The sequence below is a fragment of the Halorutilus salinus genome (assembly GCF_026242195.1).
GTDB classification, from domain to species: Archaea; Halobacteriota; Halobacteria; order Halobacteriales; family Halorutilaceae; genus Halorutilus; species Halorutilus salinus.
In genome coordinates this window covers 44,549-66,776 of sequence record NZ_RKLV01000007.1, presented here as the reverse complement: position 1 = coordinate 66,776, position 22,228 = coordinate 44,549, and the positions used below count along the sequence as shown (strand labels likewise).

Genomic DNA, 22,228 nt, shown 5'->3' with positions numbered 1-22,228 from the left:
AACACCAACGGCTCAGTACAGCGCGACGACTACTTTTTACCGACGACGACGTAGAACGGCACGGTTTCACGTCGGACGTACTCCTTCCCTGAGAGCTGTAACGCCGCCTCGCGTCCGATCTCGCGCCAGTCGTCACGGAGCGAGTCGAGCGTCTCTTCGTCGCCCTCCATATCGTCACGTCTCCCGCGGAACGACTCGCCCGATGCCTTCCTCCGCACCGCGGTTACGTCGCTCTCGTCGTACGGCGGTTCGGTGACGAGTTCCTGCTCGTACCTCGTAACCGACACGTCACGCAGACCCGCGTCGCGTAACAGAGAAGGAACGTCTGTTCCAAGCGCCGGGTCGGTATCCGAGCCTTCGAGGTAACGCCGCCGGCTTCTGCGCGCCAGCTCGGGTTCACCCGCGACAGTCGACTCGACGCACACGGACGAGTTGTCGGGTTCGACGCAGACGACGCGGTCGGACGCGACACGCGCCATCTCGTCGACCCCGTGCCGTGGCTCACGCAGGTTGACGAGGAGCGCCTGACACGCAACGGTACCGAAGGAGGCGTCTGAGAAAGGTAGAGAGCGTGCGTCGCCCGCGACGACGGGAACGCCGAGGGATTCGCGTACATCGGACAGATGCGAGAGGTCGAAGTCACAGCCGACAACATCGGCTTCGTCCGTCTCCTCGACGAGGACGCGCGTGAACTCACCGTTTCCGCATCCGACGTCGAGTACACTCTCCGCATCACCGAGACGCGCGAGTTCGAGCGCCTCGCGGTCGCCCCACATACCGCGGCGGGTACGTCGTAGGTAGTCGGAGGAGAATCCGCGCATGTTAGTACGTTATATCGGGTACGTAAAACTTGGACGTATCGTCTTCCACCTGTGGAAGATGAAGAACGGAGAATAGCACCAGCAAAACAATCACGAAACCCGACGACGGTCTTTCTCGTCGCTAAGGCTGTGGGGGTAGCTACACTTTCTCGGCGTAGTAGTTCAGAGTCACGAACCTCCTGCCGAAAAGGTACATCTCGTGGCGCACGACGACGTCGGCGTCGTGTTCGTCGGATTCTTGGGGAGCGTCCCCGGAAGCATGCACTCTCAGGCGTTCGTCAAGCGGCAGACGGACGGGAACGGCGGGTGTCACGAGGTACAGACCGCCGTCCCCGTGAGCATCGTCGCCGCCCTCATTGTTATCTTTCCCGTCGCAGTCGTACGTCGTCAGAAGGAGTCCGTCCCCGTCGGTGTTCTCGAAACGCAGGACGCCCGCGAAGTTCGACAGCGGCAGAGGAAACGTGACCGTCGAGTAACGCACGCCGTCGTGAACGTGCGACGAGTACGCGCACACAAGCACGCCTTCGCCCGTCGACGCATCCCACCGCGTCCATGCGCGTACGTCGTCGCGTCCGTCGGCGGAGTCGTCTACGCCTGTCACTTCGCCGCAGATACGCGCCTCTGTCGTCGCGGGGTTCACGTTCTCGAACCTCGACGCGACGAAGCCGTACAGACGCGCCGGTAGGCGGAAGCCACGCTCCCATTCAGGGACGACGATCATCTCATACGCGTCCGTGTTCTCGTAGAAGTCGCGTACATTCGGGTGGACTGCGTCGGCTTCGAAGCCTCTGTCTCCGCCGCGGCTTTCGCGGTTGTAAGCGGCGAGGTCGTCTATCATGCCCGTCGCCCCCTTCTCGTCGCTCAAGCCTTCGCGCTCGAAGGACCCTCTGCCTACACTCCATCGCGCACGGAGGTTGCTGAAGGGCAGACCGGGAGGAGGAACACGCGCTTTCGCCGAGCCACCGCGCGAAGCGAGCCACCATCCCGTCGCTCCGACGACGCCGAAGCCGAGAGACGCTAAGATGCCGTGAGTGACGACCATCGTTGGTATGTCGAGTAAGCCGCGCTCCGCCTCCGCGGCATACGTGAATCCGTAGCTCCTGCTCGCGTACGCGAAGCCGAGCGCGACGACAGCGACGACAGAGAGGTACGAAAAGCCGACGAGCGCGTCCGCAGGACGGTTGAGCATGGGGACGACGCGCCTCAGACCGAGCAAAGCGGCGGTCACGACCGAGACAGCCAAGACGGTGACGCCGACGAGTTCGACGAAAGGCGAGAACGCGATTCCGAGACCGATGAGACCGGGCGAGAAGACGACGCCGTACGCGGCGAAACCGAAGAGACGGAACGTGTATCCACGAACGAGTGCGCGCCCCGTCAGACCCAGAAGGACGGGCAGGATGAAGACCGTGTAGTGGAAGTGAACCGCGGTGAGGGTGACGATAATACCTTCGAAGCCGAGAGGTTCGGCACCTGCGCGCGAAGCGGCGAGCCAGAAACCGCCGACGGGCAGGTATAGCGCGCCAGCGTCAGGGAGAAGCTCCTCCGCCGGACGTGCGCCGCGTGGCAGGAAACGCCAGAGACCGAACGCCGCGACGACGAGCGTGAGAACGAACCACGGCAGTGCAAACGCCAGCGCGGTCGTTCCCTGAGCGATGAAGAATGACGCGAGTGCGAGCACGGCGCAGAAGGGCTGTGCGTAGACGACAGCCCGGTACCAGAACACGTGAGACGCGTCGCGCCGCGGCGTCGATAGGAGGCGCACGCAGAGCGGAACCACGACGAGGACGGCGAGAGCAAGGAAGAGTTCGACGTTCTCAAGAGCGTGCGCGTCAACTATGCGGGACGCAACGATACCGAGCCAGACTACCGCCGACCACCGTACTACCTTCTGCGTAGGCATGTGCGCGCAGTTCGCCGTCTTCCGGGAGGAAGAAAGACGCGCGTTCTTGGCTCTCAGCCATACACACAAGATATGTATCCAAGACGGATAAAATAACCCATCTACTTTGCGACAGAAAGTAGAAAGAGAAAGCGTGATGTGGCTCCAAAACCACGTCAAAACAACAAGGTGATACTATTTCTGAGCCGTCCAAGGTAGCCGCGGGAACGGGAGTAGATACCGAATCCTTAGACGCCGAAGCCGAGATCGACGACGCCGACGTTCTCGAACTGTTCGAGCCTTCGCTCCGCGACTGGTGGGTGGACGAGTTCGGCGAGTACATCGACGTCAACGGCGGCTTCTTCACGCCGCCGCAGAAGGAGGCGGTGCCTCTGATACACGACCGCGAGAACGTCCTCGTCGCATCGCCGACGGGTTCCGGAAAGACGCTCGCCTCGTTTTCTTCCATCATAAACGAACTTCTAATCAAGAGCAAAGCGGACGCGCTCGAAAACTCCGTCTACTGTCTTTACATTTCGCCGCTAAAGAGCCTCGCAAACGACATACACAGGAATCTTGAGCTTCCTCTCGAAGGCGTCGACGAGATAGCGCGCGAGCGGGGTCATGGCTCCGTGGAGATCCGTCACGCGATACGCCACGGCGACACGTCGAGCAACGAGCGCCAGAAGATGCTCGACGAGACGCCGCATATACTCAACACGACGCCCGAGACGCTCGCTATACTCCTAAACTCACCCAAGTTCCGCGAGAAGCTACGTACGGTCGAGTACGTCGTCGTCGACGAGATTCATTCGCTCGCCGAGGGAAAACGCGGAACGCATCTCTCCGTCTCACTCGAACGTCTCGAAGCGCTCGCCGACGGTTCGCCGACACGTATAGGATGCTCGGCGACGGTCGAACCCCTCGACAAGATGGGCGAGTTCCTCGTCGGCTGGGACGGTGAGGACGACGAACCACGCGACTACAACGTCGTAGACACGCGTTTCGTACGTGACTTCGATATAAAGCTACACTGCCCGACCGACGACCTGATACATACGCCGAACGACGAGATACAGGACGGCTTCTACACCAAGCTCAACTCCCTCATACAGGAACACGAGAACACGCTCGTCTTTACCAACACGCGGAGCGGCGCGGAACGCGTCCTCCACAACCTCCGCGACAGGTACGAGGGCTATGACGACGAGAACTCGGGCTGTCACCACGGTTCGTTGGGGAAGGAGAGCCGTAAGGAGGTCGAGGAGAAGCTCAAACGCGGTGACGTCGAGTTCGTGACGACCTCCACGTCGCTCGAACTCGGCGTCGACATGCCCCACATAGACCTCGTCGTTCAGGTCGGCTCGCCTAAGAGCGTCGCGGGTCTTCTCCAACGTATCGGACGCGCGGGGCACTCGCTCGGCGAGAAGGTCGAAGGACGTGTCGTCGCCCTCGACCGCGACGAGCTTATCGAGTGCGCAGTGATGCTCAAGAAGGCTGAGGACGGCTTTATCGACCGCGTCTTCGTACCAGAGAACGCTCAGGACGTTCTCGCACAGCACGTCTACGGGATGGGTATAAACCGCGTCTGGCGCGAGGACGAGATGCTCGACGTGATCCGGAGCGCGTACCCGTACAGAGACTACGGGGACGGTGACTGGGAGAACCTCGTCCGTTATCTCACGGCGTCGTACGAGGGTATGGAGGATCGCAACGTCTACGCCAAGATCTGGCGCGACGGGAACGATCCGCCCGGCGGCGAGTACCACTACACTGAGTACGAGACGGGCGAGACGCTCATCGGGAAACGCGGACGTCTTGCACAGCCCATCTACATGCAGAACATAGGTACCATACCCGACTCGTTCTCGTGCGATGTCTTCATACGCGGAACCGACGACTGGGTCGGCGACCTCGACGAGAACTACCTCGAACAGCTCGACAAGGGCGACGTCTTCGTGCTCGGCGGTTCGAACTACGAGTTCAAGTACCGCAGAGGATCCAAGGTCTACGTCGACCCGACGAACGAAGCCCCGACGGTACCGTCGTGGTTCTCGGAGCGCCTGCCGCTGTCGTACGACCTCGGACGCGAGATTCTAAGTTTCAAACGCGAGATGGTCGAGGCTCTCGACAACGGCGAGGACGGAGCCGAGGCGCGGCGTATGCTCGAAGGCTTCCCTGTCGATCAGAACTCCGTCGAGAGCATTCTACGTATCTTCGACGAACAGTTGCGTTACGCGGGTGAGATAAGCGTCTCGACCGACGAAACCTTCGTTGTCGAAGGCGTCGTCGACAACGAAGCCGAGCGCAGACACTACTACTTCCACTCGAACTACGGACGGAAGTTCAACGACGGTATGTCACGTATCGTCGCGCACGAGGCGTCGCGGCGTGTCGGTACCAACGTCAAGGTCTCCGTGGCGGACAACGGCTTCGCGCTGTCGCTCCCCGCCAACCGTAAGATAGATGTCTATGAGGTAATCGACAACGTACGACCTGAGAACGCAGAGGAGATACTACGCGAGGCTCTCGACGGTAGCGAACTCCTCAAACGTTACTTCCGCATAAACGCGACACGTTCGCTCATGATACTACGTAACTACAAGGGCAGGTCGAAGAGCGCCGCACGCCAGCAGGTTAGCTCCGACATGCTCATAAACTACGCCGACGACCTCGAAGATTTCGCCGTACTCGACGAAACCTACCGCGAGGTGATGGAGGACAAGTTAGACATAGGGCATGTCAAGGACGTTCTGAGCGAGATACACGACGGCGAACTCGACGTCTACGCGATCGAACCCGACTCACCGACACCGATGGCGTTCGGTATTGCATCACTCGCGGCGAGCGACGTGGTTCTCGCCGAGGACGAGGACGCGGTTCTGCGCGAGTTCCACGAACGCGTCATGGAAGCTATCGAGGACTGATACACTGCGTCTCCCCTGTGTTGGTTGAATGGCTCTGGTGAATCGCCAGGAAGCGTTGGAACTGGGGGGTAGCTGATTACTGGATTCCAGCCCAATTCATCCTGTAATTATCGTATCTTAGCCAACAACTCCCCGAAAAGCTCAATCCAACGGCATAAACTGATTTGTCACACCTTCTGGTGGGCGACGCAATCGGCTTCAGTATAGCGATTCACCAAAGCCGGTTGAATGATACCCTTTCTGTGTTTTCCACGCCCCGTGGAACTTCTATGTCCTGTGGAATTTCTATACTCCGTGTAAACTCTATACTTCATACAACCACCGAGGCTGTCGAAAATCAATACAGCGGGTACTGTCGTGCTGTATAACTTACCTCAGTGACTTTCTACACATATGGAGGCTGACAGTATCCCCCGTTGGCTCATGTATGTCTTCGTGGTTGTCTTGGTTGTAGGTGTTGCGGGTGCCGGTTTCTTATACCTAACTTCCCTTACTGAGGAACGGGAAACGACCGCACACGGATACAGTGTAACAGAGGACACAGAAGAGGGGGTGGTTGTGATAGAGGTCGACGAAGTAACCAGAGTCACAGAAACCACCGTAGATACAGGAATACCGCTGATAGGTGAGGTGGTGGCAGAGAGGAAAGATGTCAGGTACGACAGACTGAACGTGTCGACGGATGAAGGTGGTGGAACGGGTGAGTTCCTCGACGGCTACGAGCCGGGCGACACGGTAAGGCTTGAAGCCACCGAAGAGCCGGAGTGGAAGGAAGAAGGCGACGGCGGGTACGCCGCCGACGGCGATCAGGTGCTTCTGATCACACCTCATTCTGATACTGGTAGATATCTGATAGCAGTTTCGAACAGAACGGAACCGGTGAACCACAGCCGATCCGAGTGGAGACAAACTGTTGACAAAAAATAAGTAAGCTCAATGAATCGACGCGGGTTTCTGAGTGCGACGGCTGTTCTCAGCCTCCAAAAAATATTCAAAATGAGAACTGAGGAAATCCATCGCTGGCTCGTTTACGCCAACTCACGTGTCTCATCACTCGAAACTGTAGGCTACCTTACGTTTCTGCTACCGGAAAGTACTCATAAATAAGTCCGGTATTAGACAAAGAATGGACAAACTGATAGCCCTGTGCCGACGGCACGAGTATCTGGACGCCGTCAACCCCAAGCCGAAAAGTAAGAGCGAGGTGGCAGACTCCCTCAACAAGTCGGTTTCGACTGCGCGCAAGCACCTGAAGGAACTCGAAGGTCAGGGTATCGTTAAGAAAACCGAGGGGGATACGTGCTCACGGAGTTCGGCGAGGCGGTGCGTACAAAACTGAGGGACGCGCAAAGAGCCTACGAGGCGAAGGAGATAGCCGAAGCCCTCGACGCGACGTCCGAAGTGCTCGCCCGCGCGAGGTTTACCCTACCTCGAAAGCATATGCCTACCGAACCTCTGGAAGAGTTCGCGCGACACATCGTAGAGACGGACGAGATGCGTGGTCTCGTGCCCGTGCTCTTTCCACGTTATCTCGACTTCTACCACGAACAGATACGTGACGGCTTGGACGCGGAGTTCGTCGTGGAGCGCGAAATCTTTGAGTATCTGCGCGAGAAGCACACCGAGGCACTAAGCGAGTCTATCGAGCACGGAACGCGGTTCTACGTTACCGACGACGAACTGTCTCACGGTCTCGCTCTCCTCGACAACATGCGCGTCGGTGTTCTCGTGTACGACGATGAAGGAGGTGTTCTTGGGTATGTGTTCTTCGCGTCGACCCGCGCGCGGGAGCATTTCAAGGGAGTGTATGAGGATAGTAAATACGACGCCGAGAGGTTCAAACCGTAATTTTTACGCCAAGATTTTGGCGTACAAACCGTTTTCGGCAAAGCTTTGCCGAAACCCCCCTGTTTCGGCACGTCCTTGGATATAAGTGATAGGGATGTAGGATTAATTTCGTATGGCACGCGATAAAACTCGTGACCTGCGGAAGATGAGGCGTAGAAACTTCTTGGGGACGCTTGCAGGAATCGGCATTTCAGGGGCTACCCTGAGATACATGACGAAAGACGCGGTTGCGGAGGTAACGGACGACCCGACGAATGAAGTTCCGAGACTACGATCGCTAAGACACACGAACCATCAAGAGATAGTTGAAAAAACTGTGTTAGAATGTACATAAGAATAGCAATCGCCGCAGTACTGCTCGTCTTTGCGGTCGGTGTCCCGACTGTACAGGGATCATCTGGAGTGGACTGTTCAGAAGTGCACTACAACGCTACTGATCCCTATGAGGTATGGAACATAGATCAACTGCAGTGTATGGAGCCTGACGAAGATTACGGGATACAGTCAGATATCGACGCTTCTGAAACCTCCGGATGGAACGACGGCGCGGGCTTCGAACCGGTTTCTGCAGGGAACGAAAGTGATGAATTCTCCGGCACTCTAGTAGGGAATGGACACAACATCTCCGGACTCACCGTTCATAGACCCAGGGAGGATGAAGTTGGACTGTTCGGAACTGTCGCTTCAGGCGGCTCTGTCAGTAATATAAACATCAACGATGTGAATGTGACAGGCGACGAGAACGTCGGAGGGTTAGCCGGAAAGGTGGAAGAAAACGCCGAAGTATCTGATGTAACAGTTGACGGAGAACTGTCGGGCAACTCGACGGTCGGTGGCGTCGTCGGAGCTAACAACGGCTCTATCATCGGCTCCGCATCAAGGGCGGCTGTAACAGGAGATACGTCTACAGGGAACTTGGTCGGGGTCAATAACGGTGTTATCAATTCAGGCAACGATTCTGAAAGTGAACTACCCGCTTTTGCGGCTATCGCCATCTTAATAACCTTTCTCCTCGCAGTCGCGGCAGTAATTGTTAAAAAGAGATGAATCTGTGAAACATAGGAATTCCCTTGTAGCCTCGGAACTGTACTCATTGTTCGCCTCGTGGGTAGCTCAATCTGTACCCGCCCTCACGCTTGGAGCAGAAACACCGCTCGCGCTGACAGCCTACATTCTATCAGACGACAGCCGACGGAGCTGACATCCTCCCACGGCTAAAGCCGTGGGGTTCCCGGTCACAGACCGGGCATCCCCACGACTGGAGGTTCCCCACTCGTACGCGGTGGGGTTGTGGGTCGTGCCAGTACGACCCCCGACCGAGATAGCGGGCTTCATCTACCTCCACGTGGAGTGCGTATCCTTACCTCGGACTCGGCATCACAACCGATGTGCGCCGACACAATCAACGTTTCGCCGGCTGTCGGCTTCATCCCACGACTAAAGTCGTGGGCTTTCGCCTTGCTACCGCTGTAACGTCGAACAGACGGCGCGCCGAAAGGTTGGGTCGGTCGAAAACCATCTCGGACGCGAGGCGGGAAGCAAGAACAGAAACGAAGACTGACCTTATCTCGACGATTCGGATGCTGTCTTCCGGAGTTCGATAAGCGACGTGAGTTCCACGAACGTGTGATGGAAGCCATCGAGAACTGACTACGCCGTCCTCCGCGCAACGGCGACGACCGCTATACCGACGAGGACGTTCCAGAGACCGAGGTAGACGTACGGCGAACGTATCGGTGTCGAGGCGACTGCTTCGCCGACGATGTAGACGACGCCGTAGACGAGAGGCACAGCGACAATCCCGGTCGAGAACGGGCGTTGCGCGACGCGTTGCGGGAGTCTTTCAGCTTCCGACGCGCCCGTGTAGGCGATGAGGGTGACGCCGACGAAACCGCCGAGATACGCGAGTATACCGGCGTACCCGCCGACGGCGGGCGCTACAACACCGGCTACGTACACCGCGAACAGAACGTCGAAGCCGTCGCGGCGGTTCGGCGACATCTACCTCCCGCGTTTGACTACCTGACAGCCGTCACCGACACGCGCCTGAAACGCGCGCGACTCGACACCCGCGTTCCAGAAGCCCTCGACGAAAGCCTCGGCAACGTCGGGCTTGTCCTCGCGCTCACATACGGCGAGAAGAGCGGGTCCCGCGCCGCTGATCGTTACGCCCGTCGCCCCTGCGTCCAACGCCGCATCGCGCGCCTCGTCGTAGCCTTCGATGAGGGGCGCGCGCGCCTCCTCGACCACGTCGTCGTACATCCCCGCGCCGACCATCTCTACGTCGTCCTTCAGAACCCCCGCGACGACATGCGAGGCGTTCGCAACTGTTTCGGAGCGCTGTTGGATCGAGACGGACGAGGGTAGAGCGCCGCGTGCGTCGCGCGTGCTGATAACGATGTCGGGAAGAGCGACGACGACATGGAAGTCGGCGTCGAAGGCGGTCGTACGCTCGTCCGAGACGGTGAAGCCGCCTGCGATGCACGGCGCGACGTTGTCCTTGTGCGCCTCACCGCTAACGACCTTCTCGCCCTGCGCCGCGGCGTGTATGAGTTCGTCGTCAGAAAGACCGAGGTCGTATAGCTCGTTCGCGGCGACGGCGACACCCGCGGCGGACGCCGCGCTCGAACCCAGACCGCTCGACGGACGTACGCCCTTGTCCATCTCTACACGTGCTGTGACCCCCAGCGAACGCAGAACCTCGCCCGCGGTGTTCTTCTTGGGATCCTCAGGTATGTACTCCGCGCCCGCACCGTTGACGCTGATGCTCGTCCTTTCCGCCTTCGTTAGACGTACGATGTCGGCGGGCTTGTCGAGAGCGACGCCGAAGACATCGAAGCCGCTCCCGAGGTTCGCGCTCGTGGCGGGCGCGCGTACCTCAATCATGCGGGTATCTTCGTCAGACCGGTTCTTAAAACGCGGGCTTTTCGGCAGGATATTTCAACCCTCACCCCGACTTCGACGTATGGAACGCGTCACCGCGAAGGATCTTTTAGAGAAGGACGAGCCTATAGTGATGGTCGCGGCGTACGACGCACCGACCGCGGAGATACTCGACGACGTCGCGGACGTAGTACTCGTCGGCGACAGCATTGGCGATGTACGTCTCGGATACGAAGACACGTTGCCGGTCACTGTCGAACAGTCTCTTTCGCATACCGCCGCCGTCGTACGTGGTAGCGAGAGCGCGATGGTCGTCGGCGACATGCCTTTCGCATCTTTCGGTGTCTCTGTCGAGGAGACGGCGGAGAACGCCGCGCGGTACCTGAAGGAGGCGGGGGCGGGGGCGGTCAAGTTGGAGACACCCGTCGACGGCGGCGTGAGCGTCGAGACTGTACGCCGCCTTACAGAACTCGGCGTCCCCGTCATGGGACACGTCGGTCTTACGCCACAGCAGGTGAGACGCGAGGGGTACCGCGTCCTCGGACGTGACGACGACGAGGCGGACGCAGTCGTCAGACGCGCGCGCGAACTCGAAGACGCGGGCGTATTCTCCGTCGTTCTCGAAGCCGTTACCGAGGAAGTCGGAGCGAGCGTAACCGAAGCCGTCGACGTACCGACGATCGGGATCGGCGCGGGGCGCGAGGTCGACGGTCAGGTTCTCGTAATCGACGATCTCATAGGTATGTCCGAGAACCCACCGTCGTTCGTCAAGGAGTACGCCGACGTGCGGGGTGAGATACGCGACGCCGTTGAGGAGTACGCCGACGATGTCCGTTCGGGGGGGTTCCCCGCTGACGAACATGTCTTCGGCGGGGGCGGTGACGGATGAAGAACCCGAAGGACGACGGCGGCGGTGACCGACGTGAGGCGATGAAGAAACGTTCTGCCGACTCCGCCGTCGCCCTCGTCGAAGACGGCGACGTCGTGGGTCTCGGAACGGGTAGCACGGCTGAGTACGCCGTACGCGCGCTCGGCGAACGCGTCGACTCAGGTCTCGACGTACGCGGTATACCGACCTCTCACGGTTCGCGCGCGGTCGCGGTTGAGGAAAACGTCCCCCTCACCTCTCTCGACGTAACGACGCCCGACATCGTCATAGACGGCGCGGACGCATTCGACGCCGACCTGAACCTCGTCAAGGGCGGAGGTGCGGCGCACGCACGCGAGAAGGTCGTCGCGCGCGCATCCGACCGCGTCGTTACCGTCGTTGACGAGACGAAGGAGCGCGAGACGCTCAACGCACCGGTGCCTCTGGAGGTTCTCGACTTCGCGGTTCCCGTCGTCCGCGAACGCGTCGAGGAACTCGGCGGAAGGTTCGCGTTACGCGAGACGGACGCCAAGGACGGAGCCGTTGTCTCAGACAACGGAAACGTCGTCGCCGACGCCGTCTTCGACGGCTACGACGCACCGGCGCTCGCCGACGAACTCGACGGCGTGACAGGCGTCGTTGAGCACGGTCTGTTCGTCGGTATCGCAGACGAGGTACACGTAGGACGCGACGACGGTGTTGAGGTGGTACGATGACATCGCCAAAACGCGAACTCACGAGCGTCGACATCGCGGCGGTAGTCGGCGAGCTACAGACGTACGTCGGCGCAAAGTTCGACAAGTTCTACCAGTACGGCGACGACACCGTCCGGATGAAGATACGTGACTACGATGCCGGACGCGCCGACCTCTTCGCCGAGGTGGGTGAGACGAAACGCCTCCATTTCGTCGACGAACCGCCCGACGCGCCACAGCGCCCGCCCAACCTGCCTATGCTGATGCGTAAACGTCTCTCAGGCGGCGACCTCGTAGCCGTCGAACAGCACGGCTTCGACCGTGTGGTGCGTCTCGTGGGCGAACGCGGCGACGAGACGTATACGATCATCGTCGAACTGTTCGGCGACGGAAACTTCGTCTTCACCGACTCAGACGGCGTCGTTCTGCGCTCACTCCGTACGGTGCGTCTCAAGACACGTACCGTGGCGGGTGGTGAGCCTTACGAGTACCCGCCCGAACGTACCGATCCGTCGGAGCTTTCGTACGACGGCTTCGTCGACGAGATGGAGGACAGCGGCTCCGACCTCGTCCGTACGCTCGCGTCGGTTCTCGGCTTCGGAGGGACTTACGCCGAGGAACTCTGCGTCCGCGCGGGTGTCGAGAAGGAGCTCGGTATCGAAGACGCGGGGACGGAGGAGTACGAGGCGGTCTACGCCGAGGTAACCGACCTGTTCGACAGTCTCCAAAACGGCGACCTCGAACCGCGTGTCGTCTACGACGACGGCGCTCCCGTCGACGCGACGCCCCTACCCCTCGTCCGTTACGAGGAGAACGAGACGGAGGCGTACGAGACGTTCAACGAGGCGCTCGACGCCTACTTCGAGGCGCTCGAAGACCACGACGAGGACGAAGAAGGGGGCGACGAGGCTGTCGACAGACAGCGGCGTATAGTCGAACAGCAGGAGCGCGCGATCGAGGAACGTGAGGAGGAGGAGGAACGTCTGCGTGAGAAGGCGGAAGCTCTGTACGAAAGCTACGGCGTCGTCGACGAACTCCTCGGCGCTGTCGGCGACGCACGCGGTGACGGAGCTTCGTGGGACGAGGTGAGCGATACACTCGGAGAGGCGCGCGAGGAGGGCGTCGGTTCCGCGGAGATCGTGGAACGTATCGATCAGAACAACGACACCGTCTACGTCGAACTCGACGGCTACGAGATACCGCTTAGCCCGCGCGACGGCGTCGAGTCGAACGCGAGCGCGCTTTACGAGGAGGCGAAGGAGGTTGCGGAGAAACGCGAGGCGACGTACGAGGCTCTCGAAGACGCGCGCGAGGAGCTGGAACGTATGAAACGTGAGCGCGAGGAGGACGGTGGAGGGGAGGAAGAGACGACGACGCTCTCCGAACGCGGCGAGAACTGGTACGACCGTTTCCGGTGGTTCCGTACGTCCGACGGCTTCCTCGTAATCGGCGGGCGCGACGCCGATCAGAACGACGAGATCTACAAGAAGTACACCGACCCCGACGACGTGTTCTTCCATACGCAGGCACCCGGCGGTCCCGTCACGGTGCTCAAACGCACCGAACCCGACGAGCCTAAGGGCGATATAGAGGTTCCCGACCGTTCGCGCGAGGAGGCGGCGAGGTTCGCAGGTATCTACTCGTCGGTCTGGGATACGGGACAGGGCGCGGCGGAGGTCTACAGCGTACCCGCGTCGAACATATCCAAGACGCCCGAAAGCGGCGAGTACATAGAGAAAGGTAGCGTCGTCGTACGCGGCGAACGCACCTACTACACGGTAGAGATGGAGGCGTCGGTCGGTATGCGTCTCGACGACGAGGCGGGCGTCATCGGCGGTCCACCGTCCGCCGTAGAGCCACGGTGCGGTTTCTCAGTACGTCTCGAACCCGGCAGGTACTCACGTAACGACACCGCGAAACGCGTCTACCGGCGTTTCCGTGAGGAGCTTGACGAGAACGTCGTACGCCGGATCACGACCGTAGACGAGGTACGGCGTTTCCTCCCTTCCGGCGGTTCACGTATGATCGACTGACCGGACGTGTACATACCGACGTTCGAAGCTCCGTTCTTTGAGTGACACCGGCGGTACGTTTTTTACCGAGAACCACTAAGACGATCCCATGAGACGCGGAAGAGACACCGACGACGATGAGGAAGACAGCCCCCGTGGGGCGAGGAGCGTCAACCAGAACGCCGTCTACTTCGAGTGTGAGGTCTGCGGGCACCGTTTTCAGGACGAACCCAACAAGGACTTCCAGATGTGTCCACAGTGCGGCGAGGAAGACGACACGGTACGTATCTAACCGTCGTGGTTCGCCACGGTTTTAGCGGACGCGCCCCAAAACAGAACGAATGCGCATAGGCACAGCGGAGGCTCGTCGCGGCGGCGTAGCGAAGGGGTACATGGATCTCGTATCCTTCCCTACGGGCGGTACGGAGAAGGCTCCCGTAATGGTGGCGCGTGGCGACGAGGACGGACCAACGCTCTGGCTCACCGCGAACGTACACGGAAACGAGGTCGCGGGTATACCCGTCGTCCATAGAACCGTCACCGAGGAACTTGCCGAAAGGATACGCGGTACGGTCGTCGGTGTCGTGACGCTCAACCCCAGCGGTCTACGTAGCGCCGAAAGGACTTCGCATTACGACGCACGCGACCCCAACAGGCTGTTCCCTGACTTCCGCGGCGAGCGCGCGACCAAGTCGACGCAGGAGATTATCAACGGAAAGGTCTTTAGACATATCGACCGTACGGCGGACGCACTCATAGATCTCCACTGCTCCAACGTCGGTAGCGTGCCTTTCTCTATACTCGACCGTCTCCTCGTCGACGAGGAGGAGCGCGACGAGGACACGCGTTCGCTCGTCGAGAGACGTGACGCCCTCGCAGACGCCTTCGGCTTCGCACCCGTACACGGCTCAGGCGTCGAACGCACGGTCGAGGAGGAGCTACACAGGTCTCTTTCGGGCGCGTGTATGAACGCCGCACGTATACCCGCGTTCACCGCCGAACTCGGCTCCGACTACATCGTAGAGAGCGACGTAGTCGAGGGGGCGGTCGTCGGCGTCCGTAACATGATGCGCGAACTCGGTATGCTCGACGGTGAACACGAGAACGTGCCACACGTCGGCGAGGTACCCGACGGCTTCCCCGTCAGGCGTACGAGCCTCTGGTCGCCCGTCTCGGGTCTCCTGCGCCAACGCGTCGAACCCGGCGATGTCGTACGTGAGGGCGAGGCGGTCGCAGAGGTCACCGACTCGTTCGGAGAGACGAAGCACGTCGTCGAGGCGAACCGCGACGGCTGGGTAACCTCGTTCCAGCTCGGAATGGGCGTCGAAGAAGGCTCTCTCGTCTGTTACTACGCCGAACGCGCCGAGGACGACGCAGTAAACACGTACGGATGAGCCTAAACGACGACGCCGAGAGGTTTCTCGACGAAGCCGATAGCCTCACGGGTCTACCCAAACGCGAGCTTCAGAAACGCGTCTTCCGTCTCAAACGCGAACTCGGCGCGCGTTACGACTTCTCCGTCGAGGGGTTCGACGACGACTACGAGGCGCGTCTCGTACACCAAGACGGCGAAACCGAGGCGCGTTTCACCGTAGACAGAAGGCACGAGGAGACGGAGATAGACGTCTTCGTCCTTATCGACGGAGAGGCTGTCGTCAACGAGGTTAGGCGTCTCTGACACTCAGAACCACGATACGCCGCGTAAGCGAGCGGTGAACACGATCCTCGAAACGGTCGACGACCTCGAACCCCACGGAGCGCGCCGTTTCGTCGAGCCAGCCGTCGGAGACGGCGACGACACGCCCGGAGTCACGAACAACCCGACAAAGCTCACCGAGCACGCCGCGTGCGACCGACTCCGCCGAACCGCCCTCGACGTGCGACGCGCGACCGTAGGGCAGGTCAGTAACGGCGCAGTCGACCGAAGAGTCGTCGAGGGGTAACGAACGTCCGTCGCCGACGAAAAGCTCGCCCACACCGTCGCAGAACTCGCGCAGGTTCACGCGCGCGCCTTCGACCATCTCGCGCGACGCGTCGCCACCGACCGCGCGCCCACCGACGAGCGCGGACTCGACGAGGACGCCGCCCGTGCCGCACATAGGGTCAAGGAGCGTCGCGCCGTCGTAGCCCCCCGCGATGTTCGAGAGCGCGCGCGCGAGGGCGGGCGACATGCTCCCCGGCTTGAAGAAAGGCTTCTCGGTCGGCGCGCGCCCCTCGAAACCCTCCGTCTCACAGACCTCCAGACCCAAAAGGACACGCCCCTCGGAGACGACAACACGCACCACGTCGTCAGGGGAGTCGAGGTCGACGCGCGCCCTCTCAGCGAAGACACCGCCCACGCGCCGCTCCAACTCCGCCGAGGAGGGACCGTCGCCGTGGACGCGCGCGCGAACGGCGAAGCTACCGTCGAAGGAAACACCGAGTCCGCGCGCCGCCTCAACCGCCGCCCCGATCGTCTCCTCGACCGACCCTCCAGCCGACTCTCCGACCGCCCCCTCACCCGATCCCCCGACGCCCGCCCCCGATTCGCCGAGAAACCGTGAGACACGGTGCGATCCCGCGAGACGGCGCGTTACGTCGGGTTCACGGACGAGTGCATATCCGCGTCCCTCGTCGACGAGTTCGCCGACAGCGTCCGCCTCCGCAACCGCGAGCGCGTGGTTCGACCCCTTGAGTTCGAGGAGGTACACGCGACGAGATGACGACGAGGTTTAATGAACTTTTATATGCTCTTATATATACAGTTTAAGTAGATATGAGCGAGGCACAAGACCCCAAGGATACGATAGAGATAGAGAACGTCGTCGCGTCGACCGCGATCGGGCAGGAACTCGACCTCGAAAAGGTTACGTTGGACATGGAAGGCGCGGACTACGACCCGGAGCAGTTCCCCGGTCTCGTCTACCGTACGGAGGAGCCTAAGACCGCGGCTCTGATCTTCCGTTCGGGTAAGATCGTCTGTACGGGAGCGAAGAGTCCCGAGGACGTTGACAAGGGGCTGAAGATCGTCTTCGGTAAGCTCCGTGATCTGGGTATCGAGGTCGATGAGTCGCCCGAAATCAAGGTGCAGAACATCGTGGCGAGCGCCGACCTCGGCTACGACCTCAACCTCAACGCAATCGCTATCGGGCTGGGTCTCGAAAACATCGAGTACGAACCCGAACAGTTCCCCGGTCTCGTCTACAGGCTCGACGAGCCGGAGGTCGTCGTCCTTCTGTTCGGGAGCGGGAAGCTCGTCGTCACGGGTGGCGAGCGTCCCGAGGATGCGGACGAGGCGGTGGATAAGATAGTCGCACAGCTCAAGGATCTCGACCTCCTCGGCTGATGGGTGTAGGGAGCGGTATCGAACACCGGTGGTCGGGGTACCTCGGAAGGTACGTGCAGGTGGGTGTGGCGTCGAACAGCGCCGTCAGCGTCGCGTTTGTCGACGAACCCGACGCGGAGAGCGTGGAACGTGCGCAGGGTGAGGGTAGCGACGCCCTCCGCGCCGTCTTCGCGTACCTCGACGGCGAGGGTGCGACGCCCGACGTTCCGTACGCGCTCACGGTTTCAGGGGTGGAACGTAGGGCGCTCGAAAGGACGCGTGACGTACCTTACGGAACGACGACGACGTACGCCGAGTTCGGTTCGAGTATCGGTGAGGGCGGTGATGAGGAAGGTGTGGCGCGCGTACGTGAGGCGCTCCACGGTAACCCGGTGCCTATCGTCCTACCTTCGCACCGTATCGTTGCGGAGGACGGCATCGGCGGCTTTGTAGGACCGCGCGAGGTGAAGAGGAAGCTACTCGAACTGGAGGGTGTGTGAGTCCCGACAAAGGTGGGGGCGGTGTAGTCCCCGAAAGGGCAGTTATTATGCTCGCCGTCGTATGGGCGGGTCTCAAGATACTCGCGGTCGTGACCGGTGAAACCGCGTTCCGGCGGCTTGCCGACCAGATCATCCTGCCTATCGCGGTCGTCTTCGTCGTGCTCTGGTACTTCGGCTACATCGAAGGGTAAGCTTTTGTCGGACGCGACCAACCCGTCCGTATGTCGCTCGACGACTCGGCGCTCGTCCGTCTCATACTGATACTCGTAGCTATCTGGCTTGCGCTCAACGTCCTCGGCGAGGTGCTGAACCTACTCGCAAACTCGGTTATCGCCGCCGGTGTCGCTCTCGTCCTCATACTGTGGTATCTCGACTACCTGTAGGGGTTCGGCTTGGTTTACGTCCTTCTTCCGTCCACCGTACCACGCTTACTAACTGAACGTTTATTCAGCACCCTTTTAACACCGGAATACCGACGCAAGGACGAGGAAACAGATGTCAGGAACGACGAACACGTCCGTGTCATCTTCGACGGAGAAGGGGGACGGTGAAGGCAAGACCGCCGCGATACTGATAGAAGGGCTGAAGCTGACGTACAGCGACGGTACCGAAGCCGTGAAGGACGTGACGATGGAGGTACCTCAGGGCGAGTTCTTCGGGTTTTTAGGACCCAACGGAGCGGGAAAGACGACCACGATAAAGGTCTTGGTCACATTACTACAGCCGACGGGTGGGCGCGTCGAGGTTAACGGCTTCGACGTTAAGAGCAAGGCGCAGGAGGTGCGCGAGTCGATAGGCTACATGCCACAGGAGACAAGCGTTGACGAGGAACTGACGGCGCGCGAGAACATCAGGTTCGCGTGTAGGGCGTACGGCGTTCCGAGGGAGCGGCGCGCGGAACGTATCGATGAACTCCTCGAACTCGTTGACCTCGCGGATGTCGGGGATAAGAAGTCCGGGGGTTTCTCGGGTGGCATGAAGAAACGTCTCGACGCCGCGATGGCGCTCGTCCACAGACCGTCGCTTGTCTTCCTCGACGAACCGACGACGGGTCTCGACCCTAAGGCACGTAACGAACTCTGGGACTACTTCGAACGTATCAACGAAAGGGGTACGACGGTACTCCTAACGACACAGTACCTCGAAGAGGCTGACCATCTGTGTGAAAGGCTCGCCGTCATCCGTGACGGGGGTATCGTGGCACGCGGTTCGCCGTCCAAACTCAAACGGCGTGTCGGCGTTGAGTTTCTCGATGTGGATGTCGAGGGTGGACGGGACACGGCGCGGGAAGCGGCTGAGGTTCTGCGCGGTGAAGGTATCTTCGGAGGCGATGCGTCGGTCGAGGTAACCGACAGAGGGCTTAGCATCACAGCGAACGACGCGAGATCGCGCGGAAGCCGTCTCATGGTTGCGTTGGACGACGCGGGTATACAGGTGACCGGCTTCGATGTTCGTGAGCCTACGCTCGACGATGTCTTCCTCGCCGTTACCGACGACGAAACCGACGTCTCCGGCGGGGAGGACGCGGGAAGCCGACAGGGTGGTTCTGAGTGACGCCGGGGGCGGAGAGCGGCACCGACGGCGTCCGTCTGTCCCGGAACACGTTCGCGGGTGACTTCTGGGCGAACTTCAAGCGGTGGACGGTGAAGTCGACACGTAACCCCTTCTTCCTGTTCCTTTCGCTCATACAGCCTATCATCTTCCTCGTTCTCTTTACACAGGTCTTCGGTGGTGTCGCAACCGGTGCTATAAACAGCGGCGAGGCGTCGGTTAGCTACACGACCTACCTCGTCCCTGCGATAGCGATGCAGGTCGCGCTCGCCGCCGCGGCTTCGTCGGGTATCGGTCTCGTGAACGATATGGAGGAAGGCATGTTCGAAAAGGTGCTCGTTTCGCCTATGAACCGAACCGCCGTCTTCCTCGGAAAGACAGCCTCGGAGCTGTTGTTGATCCTCATACAGATAGGTATCATACTCGTCCTCGGTACGGTCTTAGGCGGCGAGATAGCCACGGGCTTCGCGGGCGCTATCGGTATCATGGCGGTCGGTTTCCTTTTCTCCGTATGGTTCGTCTCACTCTCGAACATACTCGCCGTCGTAAGCCGCGACCAAGAGACGACGGCTCTCGGTGCCAACATAATTCAGTTCCCTCTGCTCTTCATCTCGACGGCTTTCCTCCCCCTCGACGCACTCCCCGGATGGATACAGACCGTGGCTGGCTTCAACCCCGTCACGTACGGCGTCGATGCCGCAAGGGCGCTCGTCCTAGGAAGGGACGTGATGACGGTTATCGAACTCAACGCATTCGGTGGTATCTGGGACACCCTCGTCCCCGCCGTCTCCGTGCTACTCGTTCTCGACGTTGTCGTAGGCGGTGTCGCTGTCTACGTCCTCAAGAGCGCGACGAGTTCCTCCGTGAGGTGAGAGATGAACACGGGGTTTCGACAGCCCGACGGAAAGCGAGGGGGTGAGGCTGACGGTATGTCCTAGTAGTCGTCGGCGTCGAGGTCGCGTAGCCTTCTCACGCCGTCGACCTCGTCGACGACCTTCTCGACCTCGTCGGGTACGAGCGCGCGCCAGTCGCCGCCGTCGCGCATACGTTCACGTATCACGCGTCCGGAGAACCTGTCGCGCTCGAAAAGGACGCATTCGCGTACTTCGACGTCGTCCTCCTCGAACAGACGGACGATAAGAGGGTTGTTTGAGTAGACCGTCTCGAACGGCGGACACATAGAACGGACGTGTGTCGTCCAGACGGCGTTCCTGTTGAGATCCTCGACGGGGATGGCGTAGACGGTCTCGTCGCGGTCTTCGAGAGCCTTCGTGATCATACTGACGCGTTCGCCCGCCGTGAACGGGTTACGGAGCGTGTGCGACTTCTGTGCGCTACCCACGGCGACGACGACCTCGTCAACGTCGTCCATGATGTCGTCGACGACGCGTTCGTGCCCCTTGTGGAACGGCTGGAAACGTCCGACGTACAGTCCGCGCATGCGCAGGGTTCGGCGTCGCGCGGATTAAGCTTGGCGCTCGCGGACGGTGATCTACGGGAAAAAGAAGTTAAGCCACGAACCGTAGTTCCACGTATGGACAGACGCGGCTTCGTAACGGCGTTCGCAGTCGCGGTGTCGGGATGTCTCGGAGACGACGGACGGAACCGAACGGCGAACCGGACGGGGGACGCGACGGAGAACCGGAGCAACGACGGTGCGGACGACGGAGGTATGACGCGCCAAGAGGCGGTCGGAGGACTCCTGAGAGGAAGCTTCGTCCGTCTCGAAGCCGGATGGACGGTCTCCGCGTTTCCGCACGGCTATAACGTAGACGGCTACGATGGGCTGTATATCTACCACGGCTTCGTCGAAACCGAGGGCGCGGACGAACCGCCCAGGATACGTGTCATCGCCGAGAACGATACCGGATCCGAGGTCACCGTGGATACCGAGGCGATCGTACCGTACGGTGTCGGCTCCGCGACACACGACGGTACGACGGTCTACATCGTCCCTGCCGAAACGCCGGGTATCCAACCCCGAAACGGCGTCTGGCGCGTCGAGAACCTCCCCGAACCTCAGGACGGGGAACTCACCGTCGACGCGGGCGGGTTCGCCGTACGTGAGTACGTCCCCGTTCTCAAGCCCGACGGTGAGCTACGTGAAGGCGTCTACCGTTTCGGCGACGAGGACGAACTCGCCGTCTCCGTCTGGGAAACCGGAAGCCCCGGACCCCAAGAAGCCTCCGTCTTCGAGGGCGAAACGTACCCCGATATAGAGAACGACACGCGTTGGTACCACGAAGCCGACGAAACGACGCGTCTCTACCTCCAGCCGTCGGACGAACGTCTCGAACCGCCCGCGACAGCCGAGTTCACGCTCGTCAACAGGACGGAGGAACGTGTCTACCCCGGCGGAGCCGTCTACAAGCTCGTCGACGGTAGGTGGATACACGAAAACCCGTTCCACGGAACCGGATCCGAACCGCCCGTCGAGCCCGGCGGCGTCGAGAACACGCGGTTCGAGCTACATCCCGTCGACGAACCCCGCGAACACAACGCGCCACCCCTCGGAGGCGGTACGTACTGCACGGGGAAGGACGACTTCGCCGCAGTCTTCGAGGTGGACGCGTCCGCGCTCGAACTCAGACCGCCCGAAGAAGCCTCTGTGGAACGCCGCGACGGCTCCGTCTTCGTAGACGTCGGCTTGGACGCGGAGGTCGACGCAGTGGTCGAAAAGGTAGACAGGTACGGCGAAGAAGCCGAGCGCGTGATAGCCCAGAACGTCTACTGGATGGAAGTGTACGAAGACCGCGATACGGACGGACGTAGGTACGACCTGCTGAACTACTCCGTGCCTTTCGTCGACGGTACGACGGAACGCGTCGTCGTCCGCAACGCCGTCAGCGGCTCCTTCGATCCGAAGCTCTACGTCTACGACGGTGAGGCGTACAGTCTCTCGGCGCGCGAAGGGTGATAGATGGATCCGGCTGAGAC

The 22,228-nt window shown here is 60.7% G+C and carries 24 protein-coding genes; 18 read left to right on the top strand and 6 right to left on the bottom strand.

Going from position 1 to position 22,228, the window contains the following annotated elements:
* Nucleotides 1-29: 29 nt before the first annotated feature.
* Both EGH25_RS08185 and EGH25_RS08180 read right to left on the bottom strand, forming a co-directional pair.
* A complete protein-coding gene (locus EGH25_RS08185; protein WP_266087502.1) occupies nucleotides 30-821 on the bottom strand; it encodes a methyltransferase domain-containing protein in 792 nt (263 codons plus the stop codon).
* Between the two features lie 139 nt (nucleotides 822-960).
* Complete coding sequence (locus tag EGH25_RS08180; protein WP_266087500.1) at nucleotides 961-2,724, bottom strand: YndJ family protein; 1,764 nt, start codon at nucleotides 2,722-2,724, stop codon at nucleotides 961-963.
* Between the two features lie 176 nt (nucleotides 2,725-2,900).
* Here EGH25_RS08180 and EGH25_RS08175 point away from each other — a divergent pair, with 176 nt between their 5' ends.
* From EGH25_RS08175 to EGH25_RS08155, 5 genes are all read left to right on the top strand, one after another.
* The gene (locus EGH25_RS08175; RefSeq protein WP_338071892.1) at nucleotides 2,901-5,630 is read left to right on the top strand and encodes an ATP-dependent helicase; all 2,730 of its coding nucleotides are present in this window, start codon (nucleotides 2,901-2,903) and stop codon (nucleotides 5,628-5,630) included.
* A gap of 393 nt (nucleotides 5,631-6,023) precedes the next feature.
* Nucleotides 6,024-6,557, top strand: a complete 534-nt coding sequence (locus EGH25_RS08170) for a hypothetical protein (protein WP_266087498.1) — start codon at nucleotides 6,024-6,026, stop codon at nucleotides 6,555-6,557.
* Between the two features lie 199 nt (nucleotides 6,558-6,756).
* On the top strand, nucleotides 6,757-6,969 hold the full coding sequence (locus EGH25_RS08165; protein WP_266087496.1) for a winged helix-turn-helix domain-containing protein: 213 nt from the start codon (nucleotides 6,757-6,759) through the stop codon (nucleotides 6,967-6,969).
* Nucleotides 6,930-7,478, top strand: coding sequence for a transcriptional regulator FilR1 domain-containing protein (locus tag EGH25_RS08160; protein WP_266087494.1), 549 nt, complete (start codon nucleotides 6,930-6,932; stop codon nucleotides 7,476-7,478). The genes EGH25_RS08165 and EGH25_RS08160 overlap by 40 nt, the downstream gene beginning before the upstream one ends.
* Before the next feature lie 324 nt (nucleotides 7,479-7,802).
* The gene (locus tag EGH25_RS08155; RefSeq protein ID WP_266087492.1) at nucleotides 7,803-8,525 is read left to right on the top strand and encodes a ZmpA/ZmpB/ZmpC family metallo-endopeptidase-related protein; all 723 of its coding nucleotides are present in this window, start codon (nucleotides 7,803-7,805) and stop codon (nucleotides 8,523-8,525) included.
* A gap of 603 nt (nucleotides 8,526-9,128) precedes the next feature.
* Here the strand turns inward: EGH25_RS08155 and EGH25_RS08150 are convergent.
* Nucleotides 9,129-9,479 (bottom strand): hypothetical protein, encoded by a 351-nt coding sequence (locus EGH25_RS08150; protein ID WP_266087490.1) that lies wholly within the window; start codon nucleotides 9,477-9,479, stop codon nucleotides 9,129-9,131.
* The gene (locus EGH25_RS08145) at nucleotides 9,480-10,364 is read right to left on the bottom strand and encodes a homoserine kinase (protein ID WP_266087488.1); all 885 of its coding nucleotides are present in this window, start codon (nucleotides 10,362-10,364) and stop codon (nucleotides 9,480-9,482) included.
* A gap of 79 nt (nucleotides 10,365-10,443) precedes the next feature.
* Between EGH25_RS08145 and panB the strand changes: the two genes are divergently transcribed.
* The 6 genes from panB to EGH25_RS08115 all read left to right on the top strand — a co-directional run bounded on the left by panB (nucleotide 10,444) and on the right by EGH25_RS08115 (nucleotide 15,614).
* Nucleotides 10,444-11,250, top strand: coding sequence for a 3-methyl-2-oxobutanoate hydroxymethyltransferase (gene panB / locus EGH25_RS08140; protein WP_266087486.1), 807 nt, complete (start codon nucleotides 10,444-10,446; stop codon nucleotides 11,248-11,250).
* Nucleotides 11,247-11,945, top strand: a complete 699-nt coding sequence (rpiA, locus tag EGH25_RS08135) for a ribose-5-phosphate isomerase RpiA (RefSeq protein ID WP_266087484.1) — start codon at nucleotides 11,247-11,249, stop codon at nucleotides 11,943-11,945. The genes panB and rpiA overlap by 4 nt, the downstream gene beginning before the upstream one ends.
* Complete coding sequence (gene rqcH, locus EGH25_RS08130) at nucleotides 11,942-13,957, top strand: ribosome rescue protein RqcH (protein ID WP_266087482.1); 2,016 nt, start codon at nucleotides 11,942-11,944, stop codon at nucleotides 13,955-13,957. The genes rpiA and rqcH overlap by 4 nt, the downstream gene beginning before the upstream one ends.
* A gap of 88 nt (nucleotides 13,958-14,045) precedes the next feature.
* Nucleotides 14,046-14,228 carry a hypothetical protein gene (locus tag EGH25_RS08125; RefSeq protein WP_266087480.1) on the top strand — a complete coding sequence of 61 codons (183 nt, stop codon included), beginning with the start codon at nucleotides 14,046-14,048 and terminating at the stop codon, nucleotides 14,226-14,228.
* Between the two features lie 49 nt (nucleotides 14,229-14,277).
* Nucleotides 14,278-15,330, top strand: a complete 1,053-nt coding sequence (locus tag EGH25_RS08120; protein ID WP_266087478.1) for a succinylglutamate desuccinylase/aspartoacylase family protein — start codon at nucleotides 14,278-14,280, stop codon at nucleotides 15,328-15,330.
* On the top strand, nucleotides 15,327-15,614 hold the full coding sequence (locus tag EGH25_RS08115) for a hypothetical protein (RefSeq protein WP_266087476.1): 288 nt from the start codon (nucleotides 15,327-15,329) through the stop codon (nucleotides 15,612-15,614). The genes EGH25_RS08120 and EGH25_RS08115 overlap by 4 nt, the downstream gene beginning before the upstream one ends.
* On the opposite strand, the gene EGH25_RS12130 is transcribed toward EGH25_RS08115, so the two are convergent.
* Nucleotides 15,601-16,626: a methyltransferase domain-containing protein gene (locus EGH25_RS12130; RefSeq protein ID WP_266087474.1), complete on the bottom strand. Its 1,026-nt coding sequence runs from the start codon at nucleotides 16,624-16,626 to the stop codon at nucleotides 15,601-15,603. The genes EGH25_RS08115 and EGH25_RS12130 overlap by 14 nt on opposite strands.
* 65 nt (nucleotides 16,627-16,691) lie before the next feature.
* On the opposite strand from EGH25_RS12130, the gene EGH25_RS08105 reads away from it, so the two are divergent.
* From EGH25_RS08105 to EGH25_RS08080, 6 genes are all read left to right on the top strand, one after another.
* Nucleotides 16,692-17,261: a TATA-box-binding protein gene (locus tag EGH25_RS08105; protein WP_266087472.1), complete on the top strand. Its 570-nt coding sequence runs from the start codon at nucleotides 16,692-16,694 to the stop codon at nucleotides 17,259-17,261.
* The gene (locus tag EGH25_RS08100; protein WP_266087470.1) at nucleotides 17,261-17,740 is read left to right on the top strand and encodes a methylated-DNA--[protein]-cysteine S-methyltransferase; all 480 of its coding nucleotides are present in this window, start codon (nucleotides 17,261-17,263) and stop codon (nucleotides 17,738-17,740) included. Before EGH25_RS08105 ends, EGH25_RS08100 begins: the two co-directional genes overlap by 1 nt.
* Nucleotides 17,737-17,931, top strand: coding sequence for a hypothetical protein (locus EGH25_RS08095; RefSeq protein ID WP_266087468.1), 195 nt, complete (start codon nucleotides 17,737-17,739; stop codon nucleotides 17,929-17,931). Before EGH25_RS08100 ends, EGH25_RS08095 begins: the two co-directional genes overlap by 4 nt.
* Before the next feature lie 30 nt (nucleotides 17,932-17,961).
* Nucleotides 17,962-18,123 (top strand): DUF7554 family protein, encoded by a 162-nt coding sequence (locus EGH25_RS08090; protein ID WP_266087466.1) that lies wholly within the window; start codon nucleotides 17,962-17,964, stop codon nucleotides 18,121-18,123.
* Nucleotides 18,124-18,235: 112 nt separating this feature from the next.
* Nucleotides 18,236-19,294 carry an ABC transporter ATP-binding protein gene (locus EGH25_RS08085; RefSeq protein WP_266087465.1) on the top strand — a complete coding sequence of 353 codons (1,059 nt, stop codon included), beginning with the start codon at nucleotides 18,236-18,238 and terminating at the stop codon, nucleotides 19,292-19,294.
* Entirely contained in the window at nucleotides 19,291-20,163 is an 873-nt protein-coding gene (locus EGH25_RS08080) for an ABC transporter permease (protein ID WP_266087463.1), read from the top strand. Before EGH25_RS08085 ends, EGH25_RS08080 begins: the two co-directional genes overlap by 4 nt.
* A 62-nt stretch (nucleotides 20,164-20,225) precedes the next feature.
* Here the strand turns inward: EGH25_RS08080 and EGH25_RS08075 are convergent, their stop codons facing one another.
* Nucleotides 20,226-20,732, bottom strand: coding sequence for a nicotinamide-nucleotide adenylyltransferase (locus EGH25_RS08075; RefSeq protein ID WP_266087461.1), 507 nt, complete (start codon nucleotides 20,730-20,732; stop codon nucleotides 20,226-20,228).
* Nucleotides 20,733-20,825: 93 nt separating this feature from the next.
* Here EGH25_RS08075 and EGH25_RS08070 point away from each other — a divergent pair, with 93 nt between their 5' ends.
* Complete coding sequence (locus EGH25_RS08070; protein WP_266087459.1) at nucleotides 20,826-22,208, top strand: hypothetical protein; 1,383 nt, start codon at nucleotides 20,826-20,828, stop codon at nucleotides 22,206-22,208.
* Nucleotides 22,209-22,228: the final 20 nt, after the last annotated feature.

What these genes read in the sequence shown, in the direction of transcription:
- rqcH (WP_266087482.1), top strand. Translation starts at nt 11,942, where the DNA reads ATGACATCGCCAAAACGCGAACTCACGAGCGTCGACATCGCGGCGGTA.
- EGH25_RS08145 (WP_266087488.1), bottom strand. Translation starts at nt 10,364, where the DNA reads ATGATTGAGGTACGCGCGCCCGCCACGAGCGCGAACCTCGGGAGCGGC.
- rpiA (WP_266087484.1), top strand. Translation starts at nt 11,247, where the DNA reads ATGAAGAACCCGAAGGACGACGGCGGCGGTGACCGACGTGAGGCGATG.
- EGH25_RS08155 (WP_266087492.1), top strand. Translation starts at nt 7,803, where the DNA reads ATGTACATAAGAATAGCAATCGCCGCAGTACTGCTCGTCTTTGCGGTC.
- EGH25_RS08185 (WP_266087502.1), bottom strand. Translation starts at nt 821, where the DNA reads ATGCGCGGATTCTCCTCCGACTACCTACGACGTACCCGCCGCGGTATG.
- EGH25_RS08100 (WP_266087470.1), top strand. Translation starts at nt 17,261, where the DNA reads ATGGGTGTAGGGAGCGGTATCGAACACCGGTGGTCGGGGTACCTCGGA.
- EGH25_RS08075 (WP_266087461.1), bottom strand. Translation starts at nt 20,732, where the DNA reads ATGCGCGGACTGTACGTCGGACGTTTCCAGCCGTTCCACAAGGGGCAC.
- EGH25_RS08085 (WP_266087465.1), top strand. Translation starts at nt 18,236, where the DNA reads ATGTCAGGAACGACGAACACGTCCGTGTCATCTTCGACGGAGAAGGGG.
- EGH25_RS08070 (WP_266087459.1), top strand. Translation starts at nt 20,826, where the DNA reads ATGGACAGACGCGGCTTCGTAACGGCGTTCGCAGTCGCGGTGTCGGGA.
- EGH25_RS08180 (WP_266087500.1), bottom strand. Translation starts at nt 2,724, where the DNA reads ATGCCTACGCAGAAGGTAGTACGGTGGTCGGCGGTAGTCTGGCTCGGT.
- EGH25_RS08165 (WP_266087496.1), top strand. Translation starts at nt 6,757, where the DNA reads ATGGACAAACTGATAGCCCTGTGCCGACGGCACGAGTATCTGGACGCC.
- EGH25_RS08115 (WP_266087476.1), top strand. Translation starts at nt 15,327, where the DNA reads ATGAGCCTAAACGACGACGCCGAGAGGTTTCTCGACGAAGCCGATAGC.
- panB (WP_266087486.1), top strand. Translation starts at nt 10,444, where the DNA reads ATGGAACGCGTCACCGCGAAGGATCTTTTAGAGAAGGACGAGCCTATA.
- EGH25_RS08170 (WP_266087498.1), top strand. Translation starts at nt 6,024, where the DNA reads ATGGAGGCTGACAGTATCCCCCGTTGGCTCATGTATGTCTTCGTGGTT.
- EGH25_RS08090 (WP_266087466.1), top strand. Translation starts at nt 17,962, where the DNA reads ATGTCGCTCGACGACTCGGCGCTCGTCCGTCTCATACTGATACTCGTA.
- EGH25_RS08125 (WP_266087480.1), top strand. Translation starts at nt 14,046, where the DNA reads ATGAGACGCGGAAGAGACACCGACGACGATGAGGAAGACAGCCCCCGT.
- EGH25_RS08120 (WP_266087478.1), top strand. Translation starts at nt 14,278, where the DNA reads ATGCGCATAGGCACAGCGGAGGCTCGTCGCGGCGGCGTAGCGAAGGGG.
- EGH25_RS08150 (WP_266087490.1), bottom strand. Translation starts at nt 9,479, where the DNA reads ATGTCGCCGAACCGCCGCGACGGCTTCGACGTTCTGTTCGCGGTGTAC.
- EGH25_RS08105 (WP_266087472.1), top strand. Translation starts at nt 16,692, where the DNA reads ATGAGCGAGGCACAAGACCCCAAGGATACGATAGAGATAGAGAACGTC.